This is a genomic window from Flavisolibacter tropicus, from assembly GCF_001644645.1.
Lineage (GTDB): Bacteria > Bacteroidota > Bacteroidia > Chitinophagales > Chitinophagaceae > Flavisolibacter > Flavisolibacter tropicus.
Window position 1 is genome coordinate 5,197,165 of sequence record NZ_CP011390.1, and the last position, 25,296, is coordinate 5,222,460.

Below are 25,296 nucleotides of genomic sequence, written 5' to 3' on the forward strand. Positions count from 1 at the left end.
AAGGGAAGCTACTGCTTCCCTTTTTAGTTCTTATTGTGCTGAAACCAGGTAGTAATTCTTTTTTCCTTTCTGCACCAATAAATATTGTTCATGAAGTAGAAGAGAGCTGTCAACTGTATACTGTATATTGTCAACTTTTTTCCTATTAATGCTTACGCCACCGTTTTGGATCATTTTGCGGGCTTCACCCTTACTAGGGAAGATGCCCGTGTCGGCTAGGAAGCTGATGATATCTATACCTGTAGCTAGTTGCTCCTTACTCACGTTCACTTTTACAATGCCTTCCATGCCTTCCAGATCTTCAACACTCAGGCTTTCTGCCGGTGCATTTTGCTGGGCAAACAGTTTTTGAGTGGTTTCAATGGCTTTCTGGTAAGCCTCTTCACCGTGAACAAACTTTGTCACTTCCTCGGCCAAACGCTTTTGCAATACACGCTTGGAGGCGTCTTTTTGGTGTTCGGTAGTTAATTCGTCTATAATTTCCTTAGGCAGGAATGTAAAGATCTTGATCCATTTTTCAGCATCTGAATCAGCGGCGTTTAGCCAGAACTGGTAGAACTGGTAAGGGGTTGTCTTTTCCGCATCCAGCCAGATATTGCCGGATTCTGTTTTGCCAAACTTTCCGCCATCAGCCTTGGTAATCAACGGGTTAGTGAATACAAAAGCCTCTCCACCTACTTTGCGGCGAACCAGTTCGGTACCGGTGGTCATATTGCCCCACTGGTCGCTACCGCCCATTTGTAGCTTACAGTTTTTGTTCATGTATAACCAGTAAAAGTCATAGCCTTGCATCAATTGGTACGCAAACTCGGTATAGCTGATACCGGTTTCGCCTTCTATGCGCTTTTTTACACTATCCTTGGCCATCATATAGTTCACCGTAATATGCTTGCCAGTATCGCGGAGGAAGTCAATAAAGGAAATGGACTTGAACCAGTCGTAGTTGTTAGCCATTTCAGCGGCATTAGGCTTAGATGGGTCAAAATCCAGGAATTTGGCTAGCTGGTTGTGTACGCCCTTAATATTTTTCTGTAAGGTGGCTTCATCCAATAAGTTGCGTTCCTCGCTTTTCATAGAAGGATCGCCAATCATGCCGGTGGCTCCACCCACTAAAGCAATAGGCTTATGTCCGGCTTTTTGCAAGTGAACGAGCAATAGAATGGGTACCAGGCTTCCAATATGCAAACTATCGGCTGTAGGGTCAAAACCTATATAGCCGGTTGTCATCTCTTTTTGCAGTTGTTCTTCGGTACCAGGCATAATGTCGTGGATCATGCCACGCCACCGTAATTCTTCTATTAAATTCATGGAAATGAAGCTTTAAGGCGCAAAAGTAAGGGAGTATACAATCTTAAGATAGATTATACCGTTTTAATATATGGTGAAATAACTCTCAAAGCGGCTTGAAAGCTGTGAATTGTAGGGTTTAAAGTATAATTTTGTTTTGCAACCTAAATTGACTGACGATTCGTCCCTAAGCAATTGTTGCTTATAAGTAAACATACCAAATGAAAGTTAACCTACTGCTCGCTACAATCTGTACCTCCTTCACGTTGATTGGAAAGGCACAATTTCGCAAATACTCAAATGAATTTCTCAATATAGGTGTTGGGGCCCGCGGGTTGGCCATGGGGAGTGCTCAGGTGGCCTCTGTGAGTGATGGAACTGCCGGTTACTGGAATCCAGCTGGATTAACTGGCGTTCAAAATGTTCCTAGTGTGAGTGCTATGCATGCGGAATATTTTTCAGGTATTGGAAAGTATGATTATGCGAATTTAGCTATACCAATGGCTGGCAATAAGCGCACATTAGGACTGACAGCGATTCGGTTTGGCGTAGACGATATTCCCAATACTTTATTTTTGGTAGAACCAGATGGAACTATCAATTATAATAACATAAAGGAGTTTAGTTCTACTGACTATGCTTTTTTGCTTTCATTGGGCCAACGGTTGCGTCAAAGCGAAAACAAGAATGTGAATTTTGGAGTTAATGCAAAAGTGATTCACCGCAGCGTGGGTACGTTTGCCAAAGCATGGGGATTTGGCTTAGACGCCGGACTTCAGATTCAGGCCAAACAGTGGCGTTTGGGCTTTGCTGCAAAAGACATAACGACAACGTTCAACTCTTGGACATTTAACTTCACAGAGCGCGAGAAAGAGGCGTTATACTTAACGAATAATGATATTCCTGTAAAATCTACAGAAATGACTGCTCCCCGGTTAGTGGCGGGCTTGGCACGTGATTTTAAGTTTAATAAAAAGTTTAGTTTATTAGCGGAAGCTAATTTCGATTTTACGTTTGATGGACAACGTAATACGTTAGTAAGCACTGAAAATGTAAATGTTGATCCGAAGATAGGTTTAGAAGCTAACCTAAGTAATGTGGTCTTTTTACGGGCTGGTGTAAATAATTTTCAAAAAGCTCTGGCAGATCAGGATACACTGAATCAAAAGAAAGTGTGGATCTATCAGCCAACGCTAGGTGCCGGCTTTCGGTTACAGAATGTGCACATTGACTACGCCTTTACCAACCTGGCTAACCAATCCAATGCCTTGTATACCCATGTTTTCTCTCTCCAATTAGATCTGGTTAAACCAAAAAATAAAACCAATACGAAAACCAAAGCGAAAACAAAATAATCCTGCTACCCAAACACTCTTATATGAAAAAGTTTTTCGTCTGCTTACTGATACTCTCAGGCTTTATTTCTAAAGCGCAGGTATATAATAACGAATGGATAGATCATTCAAAAACCTACTATAAGTTTAAAGTAGGTAAAACGGGTCTGCATCGCATTCCTCAAACTGTTGTTTCTGCTGCGGGTTTAGGTAGTACGCCTGCAGAATACTTTCAGCTTTGGCGTAATGGTACCCAGGTACCTATTTATACAACCGTTTCTTCTGGCCCAATGTCTGCCAGTGACTATATAGAGTTTTGGGGTGAAATGAATGATGGTAGACCCGATAAGGAATTATATAGAAATCCGGGATACCAATTGAATGATAAGTATAGTTTGTTAACAGATACTGCTGTTTATTTTTTAACGGTAGACCCTGTTGTTTCTAATAATTTACGATTGAGAGATGTTGCCAATAATGTGGGAGGTAATACGCTGGCTCCAGAGCCTTACTTCATGTACACTGTTGGCAATTATTTTAATAAGGCCAGATTAAATAATGGTTATGCTGTCAATGTCGGCGAAACACTATATTCTTCTTCATATGATAGAGGTGAGGGATGGACTTCCGCAGAGATAGGGGGGACGCCACACACGTATACTTTTTCTGATCTGAACGTATCTACAACTGGCCCTGATGCCAAATTCACAATTGCTCTCTCTGGAAACCGGGTAAATCCACGCAGTTATCGTGTAAAAGTCAACAGTGACTCCCTACTAGGAAAACAGATGGATTACTATAACGATAGCAAGGACTCGGGAACTTTTTCTGCTAGCAAGTTAGCAGCTACAAACAAGGCTCTCATTGAAGTGGCACAAATTAGTAGCGTTGGATCGGATGCAATGGTTATTCACAAATATGAGTTAACCTACCCTCGGCAGTTTAATTTTGGCGCGCAACAAAATTTCGAGTTTGCATTGCCTGCTAGCGCCTCTGGCAATTACTTGGAAATTAAGAATTTTAATTTTGGGTCAGTTGCTCCAGTTTTATATGACCTAACAAATGGCAAACGATATGTAGGCAACATTTCTACACCTACCATTGTAAAAGTAGTATTAGAGCCGTCTTTGGCAGATCGGCGCTTGGTGTTGGTATCGCAGGTAGCAGCAAATAATACTTCTATTGCTTCTTTGGAAACGCGCAAGTTTGTAGATTATGCACAAGCCAGCAATCAAGGTAATTATATAATCATAACCAATTCATTATTGGTGCCCTCATCAGGAGCTAATCCTATTGAAGATTACAAACAGTATCGCAGTTCAGTTGAAGGAGGAAGTCATTCTGTAGTAGTGGCAATGATTGATGAATTGGTAGACCAGTTTGCTTTTGGAATTAAAAAGCACCCGATGGCGGTTCGGGACTTTCTTCTTTATGCGCGAGAGCAATTTACAGTAAAGCCGAAGAATGTTCTGTTAATTGGTAAAGGAGTTAATTACGTCCATCAGCGGGTATATGAAAATTATGCCGATTTAGATAAACTCAACCTGGTACCAACATTTGGCTGGCCGGCCTCGGATATATTGTTAGCTTGTGATAAAGGGTATGCTATTCCAAAACTTCCGATTGGTCGATTATCTGTAGTTAGTCCAACGGAAATAAGCGACTATTTAAATAAAATAAAAGAGTATGAGTCTTCACAACGTGTATCTTCTCCGCTAGTTAAAGACAGGGCTTGGATGAAAAATGTTATGCATGTAGTTGGGGCTAGTGAACCGAGCTTGCAAAGGATACTAGATTATTACATGCAAGGCTATAGCAATACAATATCAGATACTTTATTTGGGGCGAAAGTATATACCATTTCAAAAAACTCGCCTGAAGTCGTTCAGGAAGTGAATAATGGTTTAATTGATAAATTATTTGAAGACGGGTTAAGTCTAATTACTTATTTTGGTCATTCATCGGTTACTACTCTGGCATTTGATCTAAATGGTCCAAGCAAATATAATAATCCAGGAAAGTATCCTTTTTTTGTTGCATTAGGTTGTATGGCTGGGGACTTTTATAACTTTAACACTACACGTTTTGTAAACAAAGAAACACTTTCTGAAAAATTTGTTTTAGCACCCAAGCGAGGCTCTATAAGTTTTATTGCCAGTAGTTCTTACGGTATTCCCCATTATCTGGATATCTATAACAGTAGATTTTATAAGAATATTTCAGTAAACGGTTACGGCGAATCTATAGGAGAAAGTATGAGCGCCACAGTATCTCAAACAATGTCTTATACAACTCAGGAGGACTTCTATGCAAGGTCCACCTGTGAGCAAATAGCCTTACACGGTGATCCTGCACTGAAATTAAATTACTTTTTGAAACCAGATTTCGTAATCGAAGAACCAAATTTAAGAGTTAGTCCAAGTTTTGTATCTGTAACAGATAAGACGTTTAGTTTAAACGCCAAAATCTTAAATATAGGTAGGGGCATTAACACCGATTTGATTGTTGAAGTAAAACGTGAACTCCCCAATGGATCTTCCGGAATTATTTTTAGAGATACTATTCCTGCTACCCGTTTTGAAGATTCAATTCATGTTTTAATTCCAATTAATCCAATATCTGACAAGGGGTTAAATAAGTTAACGGTTACGATTGATCCGGAAAACTTAATAAATGAAAGTTACGAGACAAATAATACCATTACCAAAGAGGTAGTTATTTATAACGATGAGATTCATCCTATTTACCCATATAATTACTCTATTGTAAATAGACAGGGAATAAAACTTATAGCTTCTACTGCTAATCCTTTTGCAGAAGAGAAAGAATATAGACTTGAAGTAGATACCACAGAATCATTCCAAACACCGCTATCTGTAAAAACAATAAAAGCAGTAGGAGGGATAGTTGAATTTAATCCTGGTATTACATTTAATGATAATTCTGTTTATTATTGGCGGGTAGCCCCAGTTTCTAGCAGTATACGTACTTGGAATTCAGCCTCATTTGTCTATATCCCTAATCATGATTTAGGGTTTAACCAATCTCACGTTGATCAACATCAATATTCTGAGAAGCAACAAATTACGTTAAACAAAAGAGGCCGTTGGAATTTTGATTCTGTGCTACAAAATTTAAATATTCGCAATTGTGTAACTATTTCAGCATCCTCTGCTGAAACAGACTTTAGTATTGCGATCAATGGAGATAGAAGCCTCTTACGAAATGCTTGTGGGCGTTCTATTCTGGCTTTTAATGCGTTTGACCCTAAAACCTTTAAAATGTTCCAAAATGATAAGTCTGGAAAATATGGAAATATAAGTTGTGGCAGGCCTATGTCTGATTGGACTTTTGAGTTTGATTATTTGACATCAAGCTCACGCAGACTCGCTAGAGATTTTATAGATAGTATTCCTAATGGATATTTTGTTGTTGTAAGAAATATAATGAGGTATACTCAAGTGGGCGGGTTTGTTAATGAATGGATGGCTGATGAGTCAACAATGGGTGCAGGGAAAACACTTTATCATAAATTAAAAAATGCGGGCTTCGCAGATCTTGATTCATTCTATCGTCATAGGGCATTTATATTTATATATCAAAAGGGTAATTCTGGATTCAAACCAGTTTCAATGTTTTCTGATAATGAATATGATGTCATAATGCTTTCTCAAAACTTTAAAACTCCTGATTCCATTGGGCACATAACTTCTCCATTATATGGTCCATCAAGAAAATGGAAGCAGGTTAAATGGGACGGTTATACTGCAGATCAGGTTAGTACAGATAAAGTAACTTTTGATATAATAGGAGTGCGTCCTGATGGAAGTTCTCAGACATTGTTTGCAAATATTGATCCTGTAGAAAAAGGTCAGGATGTTTCTACAATTAATCCTATTGATTACCCCAACTTGCAGTTAAGAATGACAAGTAGGGATAGCATAAACTATACACCTTATCAGTTAAATTTTTGGCGAGTGACTTATGACCCTGTACCAGAAGGAGCTGTGGCACCAAATATCTTTTTCAACATGAAAGACACTTTTGATGTAGGAGAGCCTGCTACTTTGAAACTAGCTTATAAAAATGTTAGTGATGTAAAATTTGCAGATAGTATAAAAGCAAAACTAACAGTAACAGATCGCAATAATATAACTCATACGCTAAGTGTGCCAAGACAAAAACCATTGATTAGCGGCGATACTTTAATCCTTACTTATGATATTCCAACTCAGAACCTTGAAGGAAACAATACATTGTTTGTTGAATTAAATCCAGATAGAGATCAAAATGAACAGTATTATTTTAATAACAATGTTTTCCATGATTTCTTTGTGAAGGGGGATACTTTAAATCCTGTTCTTGATGTTACTTTTGATGATAGGCATATTTTAAACGGTGATATTGTTGCGGCAAAGCCTAGGATTCAAATCAAACTAAAAGATGAAGCACGATATATGTTATTGGACAATGAAAGTTTGGTGACCGTACAGGTAAAATACCCAAATGAACAGACGCCAAGGAGTTTTAATTTTAATTCAGATACATTAAGGTTTACTAAAGCAGTAGAAAGCTCTGGTTCAGAAAATGAAGCAACTATAGACTTTATGCCTGACTTAACAGAAGATGGAGATTATGAGCTGATTGTTTCTGGCAAAGACAAAAGTGGTAATAGAGCGGGTGAACTTGAATACAGAGTGAACTTTCAGGTGGTTAGGAAGCCAATGATTTCAAATATGCTGAATTATCCTAACCCATTTACAACTTCTACATCTTTTGTATTTACAATTACAGGTTCAGATGTGCCACAAAATCTCCGAATCCAAATAATGACTATTACAGGAAAAGTTGTTCGTGAGATTACAAAAGAAGAGCTGGGAAGATTGCATATAGGCAGAAATATTACAGAATATAAGTGGGATGGAACAGATCAGTACGGGCAAAAGTTAGGTAATGGGGTATATCTATACCGCGTGATAACCAACCTGAATGGAAAAGCATTAGAAAAATATAAGTCTGCTAACGGAGACACAGATAAGTATTTTAATAATGGATATGGTAAAATGTATTTGATGAGATAATTCTGTGATTTGAAGAAGTATTTTGAAGAGTTAGACAGTCTCAGGTTTTTCATATTTATTATGATTTCAGCCCATCATATTGGTGTCTGGCAATATGATCATGGGCATACTTATTTTTTTGCTTTGTCTGGATTTTTAATTGGACATACCACATTCAAAAGGCTTGAGCTTAACCAAGCATTTTCAATAAAGTATTTTTTACTAAATAGGATATTGAGAACATTTCCTGTCTACTTCCTTGTCCTTTTGATTTGTGGTATTTCCTATCTTATATTTCAGTTTTTAGGAAAGCATATTTCTATTAATGACTATTGGTCATATTTTTTCTTTCTACAAAATTACTTTGCAGGCGATGCCTTGTTTATACTAAAAAATCTTTGGGCAATGGCTGTAACAGAGCAATTGTATCTTGGATGGGGTATCCTGATGGTTCTGTTCAGAAAAAATATGATCACTTTATTACCCTGGTTGGCACTTAGTTTTACTATTCTAGCTTTCATGGTAGGGTGTTTTACCAATAATGTCTATGAAAGTACGCTCTCATATGCAGGAATATTTTGCTTCTCTGCTTACGCCGCGAGTTTTTATTTTACGAAAAACAAGATTTTTCGATTCATTTATAGTTTAAGCTCAAACACTATACTATTTTTTGTCAGCCTCTTTATAGTTGCTTTAATTAGCGGATTTTATTTTTTAGCAGGCATAGGCTATCTTTTAAAGGAGCATATAATGACATTTTTGTTCTGCGGCTTATTGATGTTGGTTTGTTTTAAAAAAGATGGAAACTTTCATATTCTAGCCAATAAAAAAGGGCGCTATTTAGGCAAATTGTCTTATGGGCTTTATTGTTACCATGCTTTTGCTATTACAGCGGTGCTTATGTATAGTAATTATAAAAAGTGGGAGATAAATCGAGTTGGACTTTTTTTAATAGCACTATCACTTACAATTATTATTTCTACTATTAGCTATGAGTATTATGAAAAACGATTTCTTAAACTAAAGCATACAATTTAATAATTGTCACTATACCAATGCAACGCATTAATAGTTGTCTTTAATTTTTTAAAGATAAATTCCTTACTATATACTTACCCACCATATCAAATTCCAAGTTCACTTGCTCACTTTCCTTTAAATATTGTAGTATAGTATGTTCATAAGTATAAGGGATGATAGCAACGCTAAAAGTATTCTTTCCTACATTATATACAGTCAAACTAGTGCCATTCAAACTAATTGAGCCCTTTTCTATTACAAGGGGGGCAAAGTTTTCTGAGAATGAAAAGGTGAACTCCCAACTCCCTTTTTTGTCTTCTATCTTTTCGCATATCCCGATTGTATCTACATGCCCTTGGACAAAGTGCCCATCTAACCGGCTGGAGGGCAATAAGCTACGCTCAATATTGACAAAGAAACCTTCTCGCCATTGATTTAGAGCTGTTTTTTCAAGCGTCTCTTGTACTGCTGTTACTCTATGGCTGTCGCCCCGAATTTCTTCAACAGTAAGACATACCCCATTATGGGCTATACTTTGATCTACCTTAAATTCAGAAGATAGAGGGGATTGAATCCAAAATGTCTTATTCGTCCCATTGATTTCTACCTCTTTAACCTGGCCTAAAACCTCAATAATGCCTGTAAACATGGGGCAAATTTCGGGTTTTTGCATTTTATTTTGGTTTGATGTTAAAAACCTTGCTATCTTCGCGTTTCCAAAAAAAATTATTTAAAGGAGGTATAACGCATGTTAATCATTGATTCTAAGGACTGCGAGAACATAGACAAAGCTTTGAAGAAGTATAAAAAGAAATTCGAAAAAGCTAAGATCTTATTGCAGTTGCGTGAGCGCCAGTCATTTACTAAGCCATCTGTAAAACGCAGAGGTGAAGTATTGAAGGCGATCTACAAACAACAGATTGCCAGCGGAAAAATTGAAGGTTAATACCTCTTTCACCGATAGTAAATAGCTGCAAGGTTTTTATATCTTGCAGCTATTCTTTTTTTATGGCCATCGCACATCCAATTATTCAACCCTTCCTCGATTATCTCAAATTCGAGAAGCGATTCTCGCAGCACACTATCCTTGCGTATGAGAATGATCTCACCGCTTTTTGGGACTTTATCATTACCCAGTATGGTGAGCTGAAGCTATCTGAAATCTCCCATTTATATATACGTACCTGGTTAGCGTCTTTAAAAGATGCGGGCCTAACGGCCAAAAGTATCAATCGCAAGATATCTACCCTCAAGTCCTATTTTAAGTATAACATGAAAGTAGGCGAGGTGGAGCAGTCGCCTATGGTGAAGATCATTGCGCCTAAGAACGAAAAGCGGTTACCTCAATTTGTGGCCGACAAGGATATAAATACGCTATTCCAGCATGTGGAGTTTCCTGACAACTGGCAGGGAAAAACTGAATACCTACTACTCTCTATCTTTTACCAAACCGGGATGCGCTTAAGCGAGTTGATCAACTTAAAAGAGTCAAGTATTTCTTATTATAATCAAACCATACGGGTTTTAGGAAAAGGCAGTAAAGAAAGGGTGCTTCCCGTAAGTGGTGAATTGCTGGCACTGATAAAGTCATATTGTGCTGAAAAAGTGGCTTTGGATAAGGGCAATACTGAGAACTTGTTAGTTACGGAGAAAGGAAAACCGCTGGCACCTCGGCAGGTTTATAGCATGGTGAAAAAATATTTAAGCCAAGTCACCACTATAGAAAAGAGAAGCCCGCACGTGCTGCGCCATACATTTGCTACCCATTTAGTCAACAATGGCGCTGATTTAAATGCTATAAAAGAGATGCTGGGACACAGCAGTTTAGCCGCCACACAGGTATACACCCACAATACCATTGAAAAGCTGAAGAATATACATCAAAAAGCACATCCAAAGGCTTAAAATTATTTTCCACATTTCACATTTTTCTGCGTATTTCTTTTTGTGAGTAGAAGAGCTATTACTAACTTCATAGGGAGTCCTATGGACACACCCTTAACATTGAAGCTCTTTATTTATTGTTTCACGATTTAAAATGAATTCTATGAACGTTCACATTCAAACAGTTCACTTTGATGCTGACAGCAAGTTAATAGCCCATGTAGAAGAAAAATTGGCAAAATTGACGCAATTTCATGATCGTATCATCAAAGTAGACGTGTTTTTAAAACTGGATAACGTAGTACACACCATTAAAGACAAAATCGCTGAAATTAGAGTGCATGTGCCCAGAGCCGACTTTTTCGTGAAATCTACTAGCAAATCATTTGAAGTTTCTTTCGACGAAGCCTTCGAATCACTTGTGAATCAAATCAAGCGTAAAAAAGAAAAGCTTGCCGCATAATACTTCAAGACCTCCTTCGGGAGGTCTTTTTATTTATACCCATACCATTTCCTCAATAATTTATTTCTGCCAACTGATTTATAAATTAAGCATCCTTACGGCTAGGCTACATAAATTGCTTTTTATGCCAACAAATTGGAATCTAGGATGATAACCTATAAAGGTTAAGGTTACCCGCCAGGAAATGAATTGATATATTATATCTCTCGTTTCATTTTAGATCTACATCTAATATTAATGCTAGTTGTTTCCGTATCCATTGATGCTAAATGCATCTTCAATTTTCTTTATCACTAAAAGCAATGGCGCAGCCAAACCTTCCCAATTTCTAATCTTATGTCCGTAGCCTGTTTTCAGCTTGGTCTTGTTCCGGTTTTGTTTTACTCAACTCCGTAAGGTTACGGAGTTGAGTAAAACAAATTCAGAATGAAGCCAAAGTAATTTCAGATTGGTACCGAACTAAGAAAGTACAATAGAGGAGGAGTATCCTTACGAAAGTATTTGGTTAGATGAGAAATAGGCTATCGTATAGGAGATGTTTGTTACATCTATCCAACTCAATATTCAGGGATCGCCCTGGTCGACTTTTTTAATAGCAAGGTGTACAAGCCGCCATCTATTCGAAGGGACGCTTCATTTAAAAAAGTTGGTACAAAAGAGTGCGTTTAATGAGAGGTAGTAGTCCGGTTATCTTTCATTTATGCATTGTAGCAACCATCTATTTAAAAATTTTTTTAAGAAATTGAATGCGTGGAAATTAGAAGAATCAAGGGTTTTAGAAAAAATGAAAAAAAAACTTGCTGAAAAGTTTTGAAAATTTTTTTCAATTGCAGAATTCCTTTACTTTTGCCTTCCCAAAAACAAGGGGTAGTTCTTTAACAACACAAAAAATGCCACTTTAGCTCAGCTGGTAGAGCAACTGATTTGTAATCAGTAGGTCGTTGGTTCGATTCCGACAAGTGGCTCAATACTGGCGCATATGGTGGAAACGCCATTCAGTAGGGCAGGTTCCAGAGCGGCCAAATGGGGCGGACTGTAAATCCGCTGTCTTCGACTTCAGTGGTTCGAATCCACTCCTGCCCACTAGTTCTTTACATTATTAGTTATTAATTGATAATTAATAATTGAACAAGCGGGAGTAGCTCATTTGGTAGAGCGATAGCCTTCCAAGCTATAGGTGGCGAGTTCGAGCCTCGTCTCCCGCTCTTTTGAGTTGTCGGATTGAATGATGACAGATGACAGAACGTTGCCACTGTCAACCTATAGCGGTCAACTGTCAGCTGACACAAGCCGTTGTAGCTCAGTGGTAGAGCACTTCCTTGGTAAGGAAGAGGTCTGGGGTTCAATTCCCCATAACGGCTCAAAAAACATTAAATAGGTTTACTACTTGATGTTATAGAAAGGACCAAAAACATGAAGTAAGAGTTGCTAGCAATGGCAATTCTCTTTTTTCATAAAGAATAACCTTCAACCAGCCTTGGCAGGGTGGAGGATAAATTTGCGATAATAAATATTTAAGAACTCCACAACTAAAAACGATAAAGATGGCAAAAGAGAATTTTAAGCGGGATAAACCGCACGTTAACGTTGGTACCATCGGTCACGTAGACCACGGTAAAACCACTTTGACCGCTGCTATCACTACCATTCTGTCTCAGAAAGGTTTAGCAGAGGCTAAGAAGTACGATGAAATTGATGGTGCTCCTGAAGAAAAAGAAAGAGGTATTACCATTAATACAGCTCACGTTGAGTATCAGACGGCTAACCGTCACTACGCTCACGTTGACTGTCCTGGTCACGCTGACTACGTAAAAAACATGATTACCGGTGCTGCGCAAATGGACGGTGCTATCTTAGTTGTGGCTGCTACAGATGGTCCTATGCCTCAGACAAAAGAGCACATTCTTTTGGCTCGTCAGGTAGGCGTACCTCGTATCGTTGTTTTCATGAACAAAGTTGACTTAGTTGACGATCCAGAATTGTTAGAGCTTGTAGAAATGGAAATCCGTGACTTGTTAAGCTCTTACGGTTTTGACGGTGACAATACTCCAATCATCCAAGGTTCTGCTACTGGCGCTTTAGCTGGTGATGCAAAATGGGTTGCTAAGGTTGAAGAGTTGATGGACGCTGTAGATACTTACATTCCATTGCCTCCTCGTCCAGTTGATCTTCCATTCTTGATGTCAGTTGAAGACGTATTCTCTATCACTGGTCGTGGTACTGTTGCTACTGGCCGTATTGAAAGAGGTCGTATTAAAGTAGGTGAGCCTGTTGAGATCGTAGGTTTGATGGATGCTCCTTTAACTTCTACTTGTACAGGTGTGGAAATGTTCCGCAAACTATTAGATGAAGGTGAAGCTGGTGATAACGCAGGTCTGTTATTACGTGGTATCGATAAAACTCAGATCCGTCGCGGTATGGTTATCGTGAAGCCTGGTTCTATCACTCCTCACACTGAATTCAAAGGTGAAGTATACGTACTGAGCAAAGAAGAAGGTGGTCGTCACACTCCATTCTTTAACAAATACCGTCCTCAGTTCTATTTCCGTACAACTGACGTAACTGGTGAGTGCGTATTGCCAGAAGGTACTGAAATGGTAATGCCTGGTGATAACACTAGCTTAACTGTAAAACTGATCCAACCAATCGCCATGGAGAAAGGTTTGAAATTCGCTATCCGTGAAGGTGGTCGTACAGTAGGTGCTGGTCAGGTTACTGAAATCTTAAAATAAGCTTTAAGCTCTAGCTTTTAGCTTTAAGCCGAAAGGCGTTGCAAAAGATTCCTATATTTGCAAAATAACTCTAAAAGCTATTCTGCCTCCAAGCAGGATAGCTTTTAACTTCTACGGGTGTAGTTCAATGGCAGAATAGCGGTCTCCAAAACCGTTGATGGGAGTTCGAATCTCTCCACCCGTGCTAAATGATTTGATATTTTAAATTTGAGGTCTTAAATTGCTAACACAATTTCAAATATCAAACTTCAAATCTCATATTCTATATGAACAAAATTTCTAACTACTTCAGCGATTCTATTAAAGAATTGACAGAAAAAGTGACCTGGCCTACATGGACACAGTTGCAACAATCTACGATGATTGTTCTGGGTGCTACCTTGGTTACCACTGCTATTGTAGGTTTAATGGATTTCGTGGCTGCAGGTGGCTTGAATTTTATTTACAAATTGTTCTAATTGATGGAGTCAACTACACAAAATACACAGTCACAACAGCAAGAGACCAAATGGTATGTACTACGTGTGGTTAGTGGCAAAGAGCGTAAGGTAAAAGAATACTTAGATAAAGAAGTATCAAGAGGGGGCTGGGACAATATCGTTAAACAGGTATTTCTTCCAGTAGAGAAAGTGTATAAAGTGCAGAATGGTAAAAAAGTAATGCGTGAGCGCAACTATTATCCTGGTTATGTGATGATAGAAGTGGCTGACGGTAAATTAAACGACGATTTAAGAGATACTATTAAAAATACCTCTAACGTTATTCACTTCTTAGGTAAAGACAATCCAATTGCTTTACGTAAAGCTGAAGTAAATAAAATGTTGGGTAAGATGGATGAAATGGCTGAAGCGGGTGGCTTGAGCATGAGTGAGCCTTTCATTGTTGGTGAAACGATCAAGATCATCGAAGGTCCTTTCAACGATTTTAATGGTGTAATTGAAGAAGTTAATGACGAGAAGAAGAAATTGAAAGTAACTGTAAAAATCTTTGGTCGCTCTACACCTGTTGAGCTAAACTACATGCAGGTTGAAAAGTTGAGTTAATTACAAAATATTTCATAGAAAGCCATCCTACTTTTGGATGGCTTTTTTTTTTCGTACTATGTTAAGCAGAGTTAGATTCTTATTGGGCTATTTATCTATTTGGGTAATACTATTCGAGTTATTTCGACTACTATTTCTGCTTTACCATTTTGATGCTGCTCATCAATTGTCGTTTTCTACCCTCATTCAAACTTTTTGGTATGGATTACGAATGGATTTGTCTACGGCAGCCTATGTTACTTTGCCCGTTTGTCTATTTGTACTTATAAGTCTCTTTGTTCCTTTTTTTAGGAAAAGGTCTCTTTACTTTATATATACAGCTATTGTGCTGCTGTTAACTGTATTAATAGTTACAGCCGACCTAGAGGTTTATAAGCAGTGGGCATTCCGTATTGATGCAACTCCTTTAAAATATCTCAATTCACCAAAAGAGGCGTGGGCATCAATCAGCCACTTGCCTGTATTCTGGATTCTGCTGGCAGTGACCATTTTTTATGTGCTTTTATTAGCTGCATTCAAAAAAGGTATCGCCCGACTTATCTACCTCTTAAGTAAGCCAATTCATTGGGGAGTTGGGGTACTGTCAGTTAGTATGTTTTCGGTTTTAATGATTGTTGCTTTACGTGGTGGACTACAATTAGCTCCTTTAAACCAAAGTACAGTTTACTTCAGTACAAACAATTTTGCTAATCAGGCTGCTATTAATGCTTCCTGGAATTTCCTGCATGGTGTTATGAATCAATCAGGAGTGAATCGGAATCCGTATAATTATTTCTCGTCAGAAAAAGCAAAGCGAACTGTAGATAGTCTATTTAAGACATCCGGAACAACACCAGCACTACTAAATACTACAACACCCAATATTATTCTGATCATCTGGGAGAGCTTTACAGAAAAAGCTACTCACCTTGCTATTGATGGTACAGAAGTAACACCCGGCTTTAATCAGCTAAAGAAAGAGGGACTATATTTTAGCCAGTTATATGCAAGTGGAGATAGAACTGATAAAGGACTTGCAGCTGTACTAAGTGGTTATCCAGCTTTGCCAAACGCCTCTATTATCCGAACACCCAATAAGGCAGCCAAGCTGGCTGTTTTACCAACTCTATTAAAAGAAAGAAACTACCAGATTCCTTTCTTTTATGGGGGAGAACCTGAGTTTGCCAATATCAAATCATACTTATTACATGGGAACTTTAATCCCTTGGTAGATGTTAGCGATTTTGATAAAAAAGATCAGAATTCAAAATGGGGTGCACATGATGGCGTGGTGGCTAATCGCATGTTACAATATGTAAACAGCGTTAAAGCACCATTTTTTGCTACCTGGCTTACTTTAAGTAGTCATGAACCCTTTGAAGTACCAGAAACACCAGCCTTTAAAGGCAATGATAATACATCAAAATTCCTCAATTCATTACACTATACCGATCGGGTACTTAGTGATTTTATAGAAAAAGCGAAACAGCAGCCCTGGTGGAAAAATACACTTGTAGTTGTTATTGCCGATCATGGGCACCCACTTCCGGAGACGCCCCATCGGATTAATAACTTTAAAATTCCCATGTTGTGGTTAGGTGGAGCATTGAAAGCCTCAGGTACGGTTCATGATAAGGTTATGAACCAAACAGACTTGGCAGCTACCTTATCGGCTCAATTAGGAATAACAAATGCATCATTTCCTTTTAGTAAAAATAGTTTTGATACTACTTCAAAGCCTTGGAGCTTCTTTTCTTTCAATAATGGCTTTGGCTGGGTAACACCTACAGGTTATGTTCTTTATGACCATGTAGGTAAACAAGTAATTGAAAAAGGAGGGCAGATGGATACTACAAGTATAGATGATGGAAAGGCCTTACAGCAATTTATATATTCTGATTACATCAATAAATAGCTCCCAATTACGGAAAGTGGATTGATTTACTCAATTCATACTTGAAAAACTACAATTCATCGGTGTAATAGATGAAAACAGATGCTTAAGTGACAACTTCGCGACTATTTAGCCTTTTATCAGGCGGCATCTATATCTGTTGAAACACTGTAAAGTCCATATCTCCCCACAGAATATTTTTGTTTCTGTTTCTACCCATATTTTTTATTGGCGGCTTTTGTTTGTGCTACTTCTTGGGACTTGTTTTAATGTACGAGCCTTTGCTCAAAACGTTTCAAGAGAATTATCCGCTACCCGAAGTGTAGGTCCCATAAAAGTAGATGGTATTTTAAACGAAACTGCCTGGAAAGAAGCTCTGCCTGCCACCCATTTCATAGAAAGTAGACCATATGTTGGGAAAGCGGAAAGTGAAGTGAATAAAACGGTCGTTTATCTTTTATACGATGCTTACGCTATTTACGTTGGGGGTACTTGTTATGAGCCATCAAAAGATAGTATTTCCAGGGAGCTGGTAGGTAGAGACAAATTGGGAATCAATGATTTTATTTCTGTAGCTTTTGATCTATATAATGATAAGATCAATGGCGTCGGTTTTTTTGTAACCCCTTATGGAGAGCAATATGACGCCAAGTACTCAAACTCTGGTGATGAAGATGGCTCCTGGAATGCCGTGTGGGACAGTGAGGCTAAAGTACATCAAGACGGTTGGAGTTTTGAAATGCGTATTCCGTATTCTGCCTTACGATATAGTAAACAGCCTGTACAAAATTGGGGTTTGCAAATAACCCGACGGCGCACAAAAGCTGGGCAACAGTTAGTGTGGAACCCTATTAATCCTGAAATAAATGGTTTTTTAAACCAGGCAGGAATGTGGAAGGGAATACAAGTAACAAAGGCTCCCGTTCGATTATCTTTCTCTCCCTATATAGCAAGTTACATCAATCATAATGGGACTGTTGATGCTAACAGAACTAGCTCTTCATTAACCGGTGGTATGGATGTAAAATATGGAATCAGCCAAAGTTTTACATTAGACATGACCTTAGTTCCAGATTTTGGCCAGGTAAAAAGCGATAACAAAGTGCTTAACTTATCGCCTTTTGAGGTGCGCTATGAAGAGAACCGAAGTTTTTTTACAGAAGGAACAGAGCTCTTTAATAAAGGTGACCTTTTTTATTCCAGAAGAATTGGGCAGCAGCCAATACACTATTATGCCATACAAGACCCGCTTAGAGAAGAGGATCATGTTCAGGATAATGAAGTGATCATCAGCAATCCTACTGAATCAAAACTGGTAAATGCTACAAAGGTTTCCGGCCGTTTGCATAAGGGACTCGGTATTGGAGTTTTTAACGCTATTACTCAACCCATGTATGCTATAGTTGAAAATGATAGAGGGGAAAAAAGAAAGATTCTTACAGACCCATTGACCAATTATAACATCACAGTTTTGGATCAGACACTGAAAGGCAATTCCTCTATATCCTTCATCAATACTAATGTTTCACGTGCCGGAAAGGATTACGATGCTAATGTTAGTTCAGCACTACTTAATCTAAATAACAAACATAATACCTTCAACTTTTTTGGTAATTTTTCGCTGAGTAAATTATTCTATCCGGACTATACTCTTAGCGGTTATGCTCATACCATTCGGTTAGCAAAAACAAGTGGACGTTTCTTGGTTAATGTCACGCAGGATTTACAAGATCAGAAGTATAATAAAAACGATCTGGGGATCAACAATACCAATAACTATTTAGATCACAACTTAGGCATAAGCTACAATTGGTGGAAACCCACTTCTTGGTATAACCAATTAAGTATCAATTCCAATGCAGCTTATAGTCGTCGTTATTTACAAAATGACTTTCAACGGTTTCAGGTATACTTTTTTGTAAGTGCACAATTGAAAAACTTGTGGGGTGTGGGTAGCTATGTCAGTTATAATCCTGAAGGCCATGACTATTATGAGTCGCGCAATGGGAGTTTGTTTATTAATACTGCAAGTGTAGGATTACATGGGTGGGTTGAGACAAACAGGGCTAAGAAATACAACGGGAACGCATATTACTGGGTTTACATAGACAAGTTATTCAAAGCAAGGCGCTATGAGTTTGGGCTGGCGCATCAATATCGATTTAGTGATAAGTTCTCCTTAAGTCAAGGTATCAATTACTATCCTTATTTTAATGAAGCCGGTTATTATTCAAATTATAGTAACCCTGGTTCATGGAGAACTATGCCGGTTCTACTTTTCTCAAAACGTGACCGCAATACGGTAGAGAATACATTTCAAGCAAAATATAATTTTAATAAACGGTCTGGTATCAGCTTGAGGGTACGTCATTATTGGAGTCAGGTGGAACATAAAGCATTTTTTGATTTAAAAGAGAATGGACTGTTAGAACCAACTGTTGTTCAAGACGTGGAAGTGCGCAATCAAAATCAAAACTTCTTTAACATCGATATGGCTTATTCTATGCAGTTTGCTCCAGGAAGTTTTATCAATATTGTTTGGAAGGAAGCAAGTACAACCTATAACGATCTAATTAGCAGCAGCTATTTTTCTAATTTTAAGAGTACTGTCTCAGTACCGCAGATCAATAATTTATCTGTCAAAATACTTTACTACTTGGATTGCCTGGCATTAAAAAAGCGCAGAAAGCTGAATTAGACTTATTTGCAATTGTTTTTTATTCTCTTTCTTTGCTGCTTTTAGTTTTTCGCCGTTCATCAATCGAAAGACACCTGTACATAAAAAACAATAAAAACTCAGTAACAAAGTTGTAATTAACACGTCTAAGGAATTATTGTTAAAACTTTTCGGCACAAATACACATGAGACTCTTTTTTGCTTGCCTATTTACACTGTTTATAACTAGCTTGTCGGCACAAAGCCTGCCTAAGCAATTGCCTGCACATCGTACAACTGCTACAATTAAGTTAGATGGATTACTGGATGAGATGGATTGGAAGGATGCTGTGCCTGCCACCGGCTTTGTAGAGTGGCGTCCCAATGCTGGCAAAATAGAAGACTCTGCAAATAGAACTGTTGTTTATTTACTATACGACAATACATCTGTTTATATAGGCGGCTATTGTTATGAACGCACAAAAGACAGTGTTTCAAGAGAGTTGATTGGTCGCGACCAGGTTGGGGTCAATGATTTTGTTGGTGTTATTCTAGATACCTATAATGACAAAATCAATGCAGTGGGGTTTTATGTAACTCCTTATGGGGAACAATTTGATGCCAAGTACTCAAACTCAGGCGATGAAGATGGTTCCTGGAATGCCGTGTGGGACAGTGAGGCTAAAATACATCAAGACGGATGGAGCTTTGAAATGCGTATACCATATTCGGCACTACGCTTCGTTAGCAAGGATCAACAAACATGGGGGTTAAACATTACACGACGTAGAAATAAGACCGGGCAGCAGTATATGTGGAATCCGGTAGACCCTCAAAAAAATGGTTTTATTAACCAAGAAGGTGAATGGGCAGGTATTGGTAAAATTGATGCTCCTATCCGTTTATCATTTTCACCATATTTGTCAGGCTATGTGAATCATTATCAGCCAGATACAAAGCAATGGAGAACATCTATCAATGGTGGCATGGATGTGAAATATGGTATAAGTGAAAGCTTTACGTTGGATATGACCTTGATTCCGGACTTTGGACAAGTGCCGTCTGACGCTAAGGTTTTAAACCTCTCTCCATTTGAAGTAAAGTACCAAGAGAATAGGGCGTTCTTTACAGAGGGCACTGAGTTGTTTAACAAAGGCAACTTATTTTATTCCAGAAGAATTGGGGCGGAGCCACTTCGTTATTGGGATGTTGAGAATATGGCCGGAAACAATATTAAAGTAATTGAAAATCCAGCCAAGGCCAAGTTGCTGAATGCGACTAAAATATCGGGTCGTACAAAGAAAGGGCTAGGGATAGGATTCTTTAATGCTATAACAAAGCCCATGTTTGCTACGATAGAAGATGAAACATCGAAAACACAGACAAAGATTGAAACGAACCCCTTAACAAACTACAATATTGTTGTTGTTGATCAAACGCTAAAGAATAACTCCTCGGTTTCTTTTATTAATACTAATGTAATGCGCAGTGGCCATGATTATGATGCTAATGTCAGCGCGGCACTGTTTAATTTCAACAATAAAAAGAATACCTACAACTGGAATGGAAAAGTATCTGTAAGCAGGCTATTAGGCGATGCTGTTAACAATACAAACGGGTATTCGCATAACCTTGGCTTTGGGAAAACAGGAGGTCGCTTTAACTTTCAGCTAACTCAAGAATTGGTAGATGATAAGTACAACATTTCAGACATGGGGTACTTTACAGCTATCAATTATTTTGACCACTATTTTTGGATGGGCTATAAGTGGACTAAACCGGGTTCATGGTTTAACCAATTGCGTATCAACTATAACCTAGGTCATAGCATGCGATTTACAGGTAATAAGTACCAATCTCTTTTTACCAACGTTAACTCTAATGCACAATTAAAGAACTTAGCTTGGGTAGGTGGTTTTATTGGTTATAATCCAGAAGGCAATGATTATAATGAGCCAAGGAAAGGCGGCGATCTATACTTTACTACTTCTAAGCGTTGGAATTTAGAAGCCTGGTATGAAAGTAATAGCGCCAAGAAATACTCTTTTGGTGGAGATGTGTTTGCCGGCTTATACCAAATGGAAAAAGGAAGAAGCTACTTCATTAACTTGTATCATAAATACCGCTTCAACGACAAGTTTTCCTTAAGTCAATCTATCAACTTTCAGCCATTTTATAATAATGTAGGTTTTGATGGCTTCGATGGCGATCAAGTTGTTTTTGCTTTACGAGACCGCAGGACAACTGAAAATTCTATTAGCGCTAAGTATAATTTCAATTATAGATCTGGTATTACGATACGTATTCGTCACTATTGGAGTGAAGTAGATAAAAGCCGTTTTTATCAATTGAATAAAGATGGCTCAACTAGCGCATATACGCCTGGCAGCACTTATAATGGTGGTGACGTAACCTTTAACCAGTTTACATTATTTGCAGAATACACCAAGCAGTTTGCTCCAGGTAGCTTTATCAATATCGTTTGGAAAAATGAAAATGATAACGATGCGACAATGGCTAATCACCAATATTTCAAAAACTTTAATAGAACGATATCAGAGCCTCATTTAAATAATCTATCGGTACGCGTATTATACTACCTTGATTATTTAGATCTTAAAAAATGGCGTAAAAAGAAGGCCTAACCATCAGCCTTTAATAATCTTATTAAAGCTTGCTGCTATTCCTTTTATAAGGGATGAACTGAAACCTTGGTGTTCCATTTCATTAAGTCCGGCTATCGTGCAACCCTTAGGGGTGGTTACTTTATCAATCTCCTGTTCAGGGTGGGTGCCTCTTTGAAGCAACAATTCTGTAGCACCTTTAACTGTTTGTGCAGCTATTAAACTGGCAGTGGCGGCATCAAAACCTATTTCTATACCGCCTTGAATATTGGCGCGGATATAACGCATTGCATAAGCTGTACCGCAGGCACCCAGTACCGTAGCCGCATCCATAAGCTTTTCATCTATCACAGTTACTCTGCCTAGATTACTAAATAGTTGCTCAACAAGTTTTATGTGATCGAGCTGAGCGTTTTGGTAGCTTAGACAGGTCATACTTTCTAAAACGGCAATGGCCGTATTGGGCATGGCCCTAAAGAGGGGAAGTTTTTTTTGAAGGACACTTTGTATGTCTTCAATAAAAATGCCTGTAACTACTGAAACCAGAATATGTTTATCGGGGTGTAAATCATTTTTGAGTCCTTCCAGTACTTCCTTTATTTGAAAAGGTTTTACAGCTATAATTACCAGATTACTATTTTGAATGGCTTCATTGTTATTGGCTGTAACTTTTACTCCTTTCTTCTCCAGCTCCCGTAAGGTAGATGGGTTTCGCTTAGTAATATATATATCAGAAGCTTGCGAATAGTTACTTTTCAATAAACCCTCGGCAAGGGCTACTCCGAGGTTGCCGCCACCAATTATGGCCACTTTTTTATTCATAAATAGTTGTTTGGAAACCTGAAGTTATAATGGGCTTAACAAAAAAACACTTGAGGTATGCCAATTTTTAATGTGGAAAACCTACCTTTGCGACCCCAAAGTAGTTCTTTATCGTCCGTTTCAAACGGAAATTGAGGAATTTGGGAGACCCGGTAGTCGCTGAGATGAAGGGTCGCTTGAACCAATAAATCAGAAGAAAATGGCAAAAGAAATCACTGGCTATGTAAAGCTTCAGTGCAAGGGTGGCCAAGCAAACCCTGCACCTCCAATTGGTCCAGCATTAGGTTCCAAAGGTGTTAACATCATGGAATTCTGTAAGCAATTCAATGCTCGGACTCAAGATAAAATGGGAAAAGTACTTCCTGTTTTATTAACTGTTTACTCAGACAAGTCTTTCGACTTCATTATCAAAACTCCTCCTGCAGCTGTACAGTTAAAGGATGCCGCTAAAATTCAAAGCGGTTCAAAAGAGCCAAACCGTAACAAGGTTGGTAAGGTAACTTGGGCTCAGATCGAAGAGATCGCAAAAGACAAGATGCCTGACCTGAATGCGTTTACTTTAGAAAGCGCCATGAGCATGGTAGCTGGTACAGCGCGTAGCATGGGTCTGACTGTTGAAGGTCAAGCTCCATGGGAAAAATAAGTTTTGAACCTCTTAAATGAATTGAAAAATGGCTTTCATTCCTAAAAAAAGAAAAGCAGTAAACGGTAAAGTTGATGCCAACAAGGTATACAGCTTGAAAGATGCTTCTACTTTAGTAAAAGAAATAAATACAACAAAGTTTGACGCTTCCGTTGACTTACATATCCGTTTAGGCGTAGATCCTAAAAAAGCTGACCAAGCTATCCGTGGTACAGTTACTTTACCTCACGGTACTGGTAAAACAAAGAAAGTATTAGTGCTTTGCGGCCCAGATTTGGAAGCTGCTGCTAAAGGTGCCGGTGCTGACTTTGTAGGTTTAGATGAGTTTGTACAAAAGATTGAAGGTGGTTGGACTGATGTTGATGTAATCATCGCTACTCCAGCTGTAATGCCTAAGATCGGTCGTTTAGGTAAAATCTTAGGTCCTCGTAACCTGATGCCAAACCCTAAAACTGGTACAGTTACTAACGATGTGGCTGGTGCTGTAAATGAAGTTAAAGGCGGTAAGATCGCGTTTAAAGTTGATAAAGCTGGTATCATCCATGCTTCTATCGGTCGCGTTTCTTTCTCTCCAGAAAAAATTGCTGAAAACAGCCAAGAGCTGATCAACGCAATTATCAAGGCAAAGCCTTCAACTGCAAAAGGTACTTACCTGAAAGGGTTGACTATGGCCAGCACAATGAGCCCTGGTATTACTGTAGACACTAAATCTTTTGTTCACTAATTCAGGTGATTAATTCACTAATCATCTAAAACTTATTATCATGACTAAAGAACAAAAAAATGAAGTAATAGAAGCGTTGAAAGAGAAATTTTCTCAATACAACAACTTCTATGTTACCAATACTGAATCCCTTTCTGTTGAGCAAGTAACCAAATTGCGTCGTGCTTGCTTTAACAAAAATGTGGAAATGCGTGTGGCTAAGAACACGCTGATCAAGAAAGCATTAGAATCTTTAAATAACGAAAGCTATACTGGTGTTTACGATTCTTTAAACAATGTAACTGCTTTGTTGTTTTCTGAAAATCCAAAAGAACCAGCTTTGATCATCTCTTCTTTCCGTACGGAGAGCAAAGGTGAGAAGCCTGAGCTGAAGGCTGCTTTCATCAATGGTGATATTTACACTGGCGACAACAACCTGGTTACATTAACAAAGATCAAGACGAAGAACGAGTTGATCGGAGAAGTTATTGGCTTGTTGCAATCTCCAGCGAAGCGTGTATTGGCTGCTTTGTTGCACCATCACGAAAAGCAAGCTAACGGTGGCACTGCTGAAGCAGAAGCACCTGCAGCTGAATAATTAGCTAATTAGCTAATGTGAAAATTAGCTGATGATATAACCCAGGCCTGAGGGTCAATAAAGGCAAATTTTTTTAATAACATCCTCCGGAGTCTAAAACAATGAAGGGGGAAAAAATTTTAAACAATGGCAGACGTTAAACAACTTGCTGAACAATTAGTAGGCCTTACTGTTAAAGAAGTACAGGAATTGGCTGATTTCATGAAATCTGAGTACGGTATCGAGCCTGCTGCTGCTACTGTAGTAGCTGGTCCTGCTGGTCCTGCTGCAGCTGCTGCTGAAGAAAAAACTTCATTCAATGTTATCCTGAAAAGCGGTGGTGCTTCTAAACTGAACGTAGTTAAGATCGTTAAAGACTTGACTGGTTTAGGTCTGAAAGAAGCTAAAGATTTAGTAGACGGTGCTCCAAAACCTGTTAAAGAAGGTGTTGACAAAGCAACTGCTGAAGACATCGCTGCTAAGCTGAAAGAAGCTGGTGCTGAAGTTGAAATCGCTTAATTCTATTTCAACAATATACTAGAACCCCGCATTAGCGGGGTTTTTGTTTATAAGGG

The 25,296-nt window shown here is 38.5% G+C and carries 19 protein-coding genes and 5 tRNA genes; 21 read left to right on the top strand and 3 right to left on the bottom strand.

Features of this window, described 5'->3' with window-relative positions; translation table 11 throughout:
- Positions 1–30 precede the first annotated feature (30 nt).
- Positions 31–1,308: a tyrosine--tRNA ligase gene (tyrS, locus tag SY85_RS22250; protein ID WP_066407877.1), complete on the bottom strand. Its 1,278-nt coding sequence runs from the start codon at positions 1,306–1,308 to the stop codon at positions 31–33.
- Positions 1,309–1,508: 200 nt separating this feature from the next.
- On the opposite strand from tyrS, the gene SY85_RS22255 reads away from it, so the two are divergent.
- Genes SY85_RS22255 through SY85_RS22265 form a run of 3 tightly spaced genes read left to right on the top strand, consistent with a single transcriptional unit; the run spans position 1,509 to position 8,719 of the window.
- Complete coding sequence (locus tag SY85_RS22255) at positions 1,509–2,642, top strand: putative type IX sorting system protein PorV2 (protein WP_066407878.1); 1,134 nt, start codon at positions 1,509–1,511, stop codon at positions 2,640–2,642.
- Positions 2,643–2,665: 23 nt separating this feature from the next.
- Positions 2,666–7,702: a putative type IX secretion system sortase PorU2 gene (porU2, locus tag SY85_RS22260; protein ID WP_066407880.1), complete on the top strand. Its 5,037-nt coding sequence runs from the start codon at positions 2,666–2,668 to the stop codon at positions 7,700–7,702.
- Positions 7,703–7,711: 9 nt separating this feature from the next.
- Positions 7,712–8,719: an acyltransferase family protein gene (locus SY85_RS22265; RefSeq protein ID WP_066407881.1), complete on the top strand. Its 1,008-nt coding sequence runs from the start codon at positions 7,712–7,714 to the stop codon at positions 8,717–8,719.
- A 40-nt stretch (positions 8,720–8,759) separates the two neighbouring features.
- Here the strand turns inward: SY85_RS22265 and SY85_RS22270 are convergent, their stop codons facing one another.
- On the bottom strand, positions 8,760–9,374 hold the full coding sequence (locus tag SY85_RS22270; protein WP_071892085.1) for a riboflavin synthase: 615 nt from the start codon (positions 9,372–9,374) through the stop codon (positions 8,760–8,762).
- Positions 9,375–9,449: 75 nt separating this feature from the next.
- On the opposite strand from SY85_RS22270, the gene rpsU reads away from it, so the two are divergent.
- The 14 genes from rpsU to SY85_RS22340 all read left to right on the top strand — a co-directional run bounded on the left by rpsU (position 9,450) and on the right by SY85_RS22340 (position 21,997).
- Positions 9,450–9,647: a 30S ribosomal protein S21 gene (rpsU, locus tag SY85_RS22275; RefSeq protein ID WP_066407882.1), complete on the top strand. Its 198-nt coding sequence runs from the start codon at positions 9,450–9,452 to the stop codon at positions 9,645–9,647.
- 62 nt (positions 9,648–9,709) lie between these two features.
- Positions 9,710–10,606 carry a tyrosine-type recombinase/integrase gene (locus SY85_RS22280; RefSeq protein WP_066407885.1) on the top strand — a complete coding sequence of 299 codons (897 nt, stop codon included), beginning with the start codon at positions 9,710–9,712 and terminating at the stop codon, positions 10,604–10,606.
- 142 nt (positions 10,607–10,748) lie between these two features.
- The gene (gene hpf / locus SY85_RS22285; protein ID WP_066407889.1) at positions 10,749–11,048 is read left to right on the top strand and encodes a ribosome hibernation-promoting factor, HPF/YfiA family; all 300 of its coding nucleotides are present in this window, start codon (positions 10,749–10,751) and stop codon (positions 11,046–11,048) included.
- 892 nt (positions 11,049–11,940) lie between these two features.
- A tRNA-Thr gene (locus SY85_RS22290) sits at positions 11,941–12,013 on the top strand.
- Positions 12,014–12,049: 36 nt separating this feature from the next.
- Positions 12,050–12,131 (top strand) — tRNA-Tyr (locus tag SY85_RS22295).
- Positions 12,132–12,180: 49 nt separating this feature from the next.
- Positions 12,181–12,253: transfer RNA gene (locus SY85_RS22300), tRNA-Gly, on the top strand.
- Between the two features lie 84 nt (positions 12,254–12,337).
- Positions 12,338–12,409: transfer RNA gene (locus SY85_RS22305), tRNA-Thr, on the top strand.
- 183 nt (positions 12,410–12,592) lie between these two features.
- On the top strand, positions 12,593–13,780 hold the full coding sequence (gene tuf / locus SY85_RS22310; RefSeq protein WP_066407891.1) for an elongation factor Tu: 1,188 nt from the start codon (positions 12,593–12,595) through the stop codon (positions 13,778–13,780).
- Positions 13,781–13,893: 113 nt separating this feature from the next.
- Positions 13,894–13,964, top strand: a tRNA-Trp gene (locus SY85_RS22315).
- Positions 13,965–14,046: 82 nt separating this feature from the next.
- Complete coding sequence (secE, locus tag SY85_RS22320) at positions 14,047–14,238, top strand: preprotein translocase subunit SecE (protein ID WP_066407893.1); 192 nt, start codon at positions 14,047–14,049, stop codon at positions 14,236–14,238.
- A gap of 3 nt (positions 14,239–14,241) precedes the next feature.
- Positions 14,242–14,823, top strand: coding sequence for a transcription termination/antitermination protein NusG (nusG, locus tag SY85_RS22325; protein ID WP_066407896.1), 582 nt, complete (start codon positions 14,242–14,244; stop codon positions 14,821–14,823).
- A gap of 325 nt (positions 14,824–15,148) precedes the next feature.
- Positions 15,149–16,717, top strand: coding sequence for an LTA synthase family protein (locus SY85_RS22330; protein ID WP_158513021.1), 1,569 nt, complete (start codon positions 15,149–15,151; stop codon positions 16,715–16,717).
- 223 nt (positions 16,718–16,940) lie between these two features.
- Positions 16,941–19,394 (top strand): DUF5916 domain-containing protein, encoded by a 2,454-nt coding sequence (locus SY85_RS22335; protein ID WP_226999100.1) that lies wholly within the window; start codon positions 16,941–16,943, stop codon positions 19,392–19,394.
- A 164-nt stretch (positions 19,395–19,558) separates the two neighbouring features.
- Positions 19,559–21,997, top strand: coding sequence for a DUF5916 domain-containing protein (locus SY85_RS22340; RefSeq protein WP_066407899.1), 2,439 nt, complete (start codon positions 19,559–19,561; stop codon positions 21,995–21,997).
- A 3-nt stretch (positions 21,998–22,000) separates the two neighbouring features.
- On the opposite strand, the gene proC is transcribed toward SY85_RS22340, so the two are convergent.
- Positions 22,001–22,798, bottom strand: coding sequence for a pyrroline-5-carboxylate reductase (gene proC / locus SY85_RS22345; RefSeq protein ID WP_066407901.1), 798 nt, complete (start codon positions 22,796–22,798; stop codon positions 22,001–22,003).
- Between the two features lie 199 nt (positions 22,799–22,997).
- Here proC and rplK point away from each other — a divergent pair, with 199 nt between their 5' ends.
- From rplK to rplL, 4 genes are all read left to right on the top strand, one after another.
- On the top strand, positions 22,998–23,441 hold the full coding sequence (rplK, locus tag SY85_RS22350; RefSeq protein WP_066407902.1) for a 50S ribosomal protein L11: 444 nt from the start codon (positions 22,998–23,000) through the stop codon (positions 23,439–23,441).
- A 28-nt stretch (positions 23,442–23,469) separates the two neighbouring features.
- Positions 23,470–24,165: a 50S ribosomal protein L1 gene (rplA, locus tag SY85_RS22355; protein WP_066407903.1), complete on the top strand. Its 696-nt coding sequence runs from the start codon at positions 23,470–23,472 to the stop codon at positions 24,163–24,165.
- 40 nt (positions 24,166–24,205) lie between these two features.
- Entirely contained in the window at positions 24,206–24,742 is a 537-nt protein-coding gene (gene rplJ, locus SY85_RS22360) for a 50S ribosomal protein L10 (protein ID WP_066407905.1), read from the top strand.
- Positions 24,743–24,868: 126 nt separating this feature from the next.
- A complete protein-coding gene (rplL, locus tag SY85_RS22365) occupies positions 24,869–25,240 on the top strand; it encodes a 50S ribosomal protein L7/L12 (RefSeq protein WP_066407911.1) in 372 nt (123 codons plus the stop codon).
- Positions 25,241–25,296: the final 56 nt, after the last annotated feature.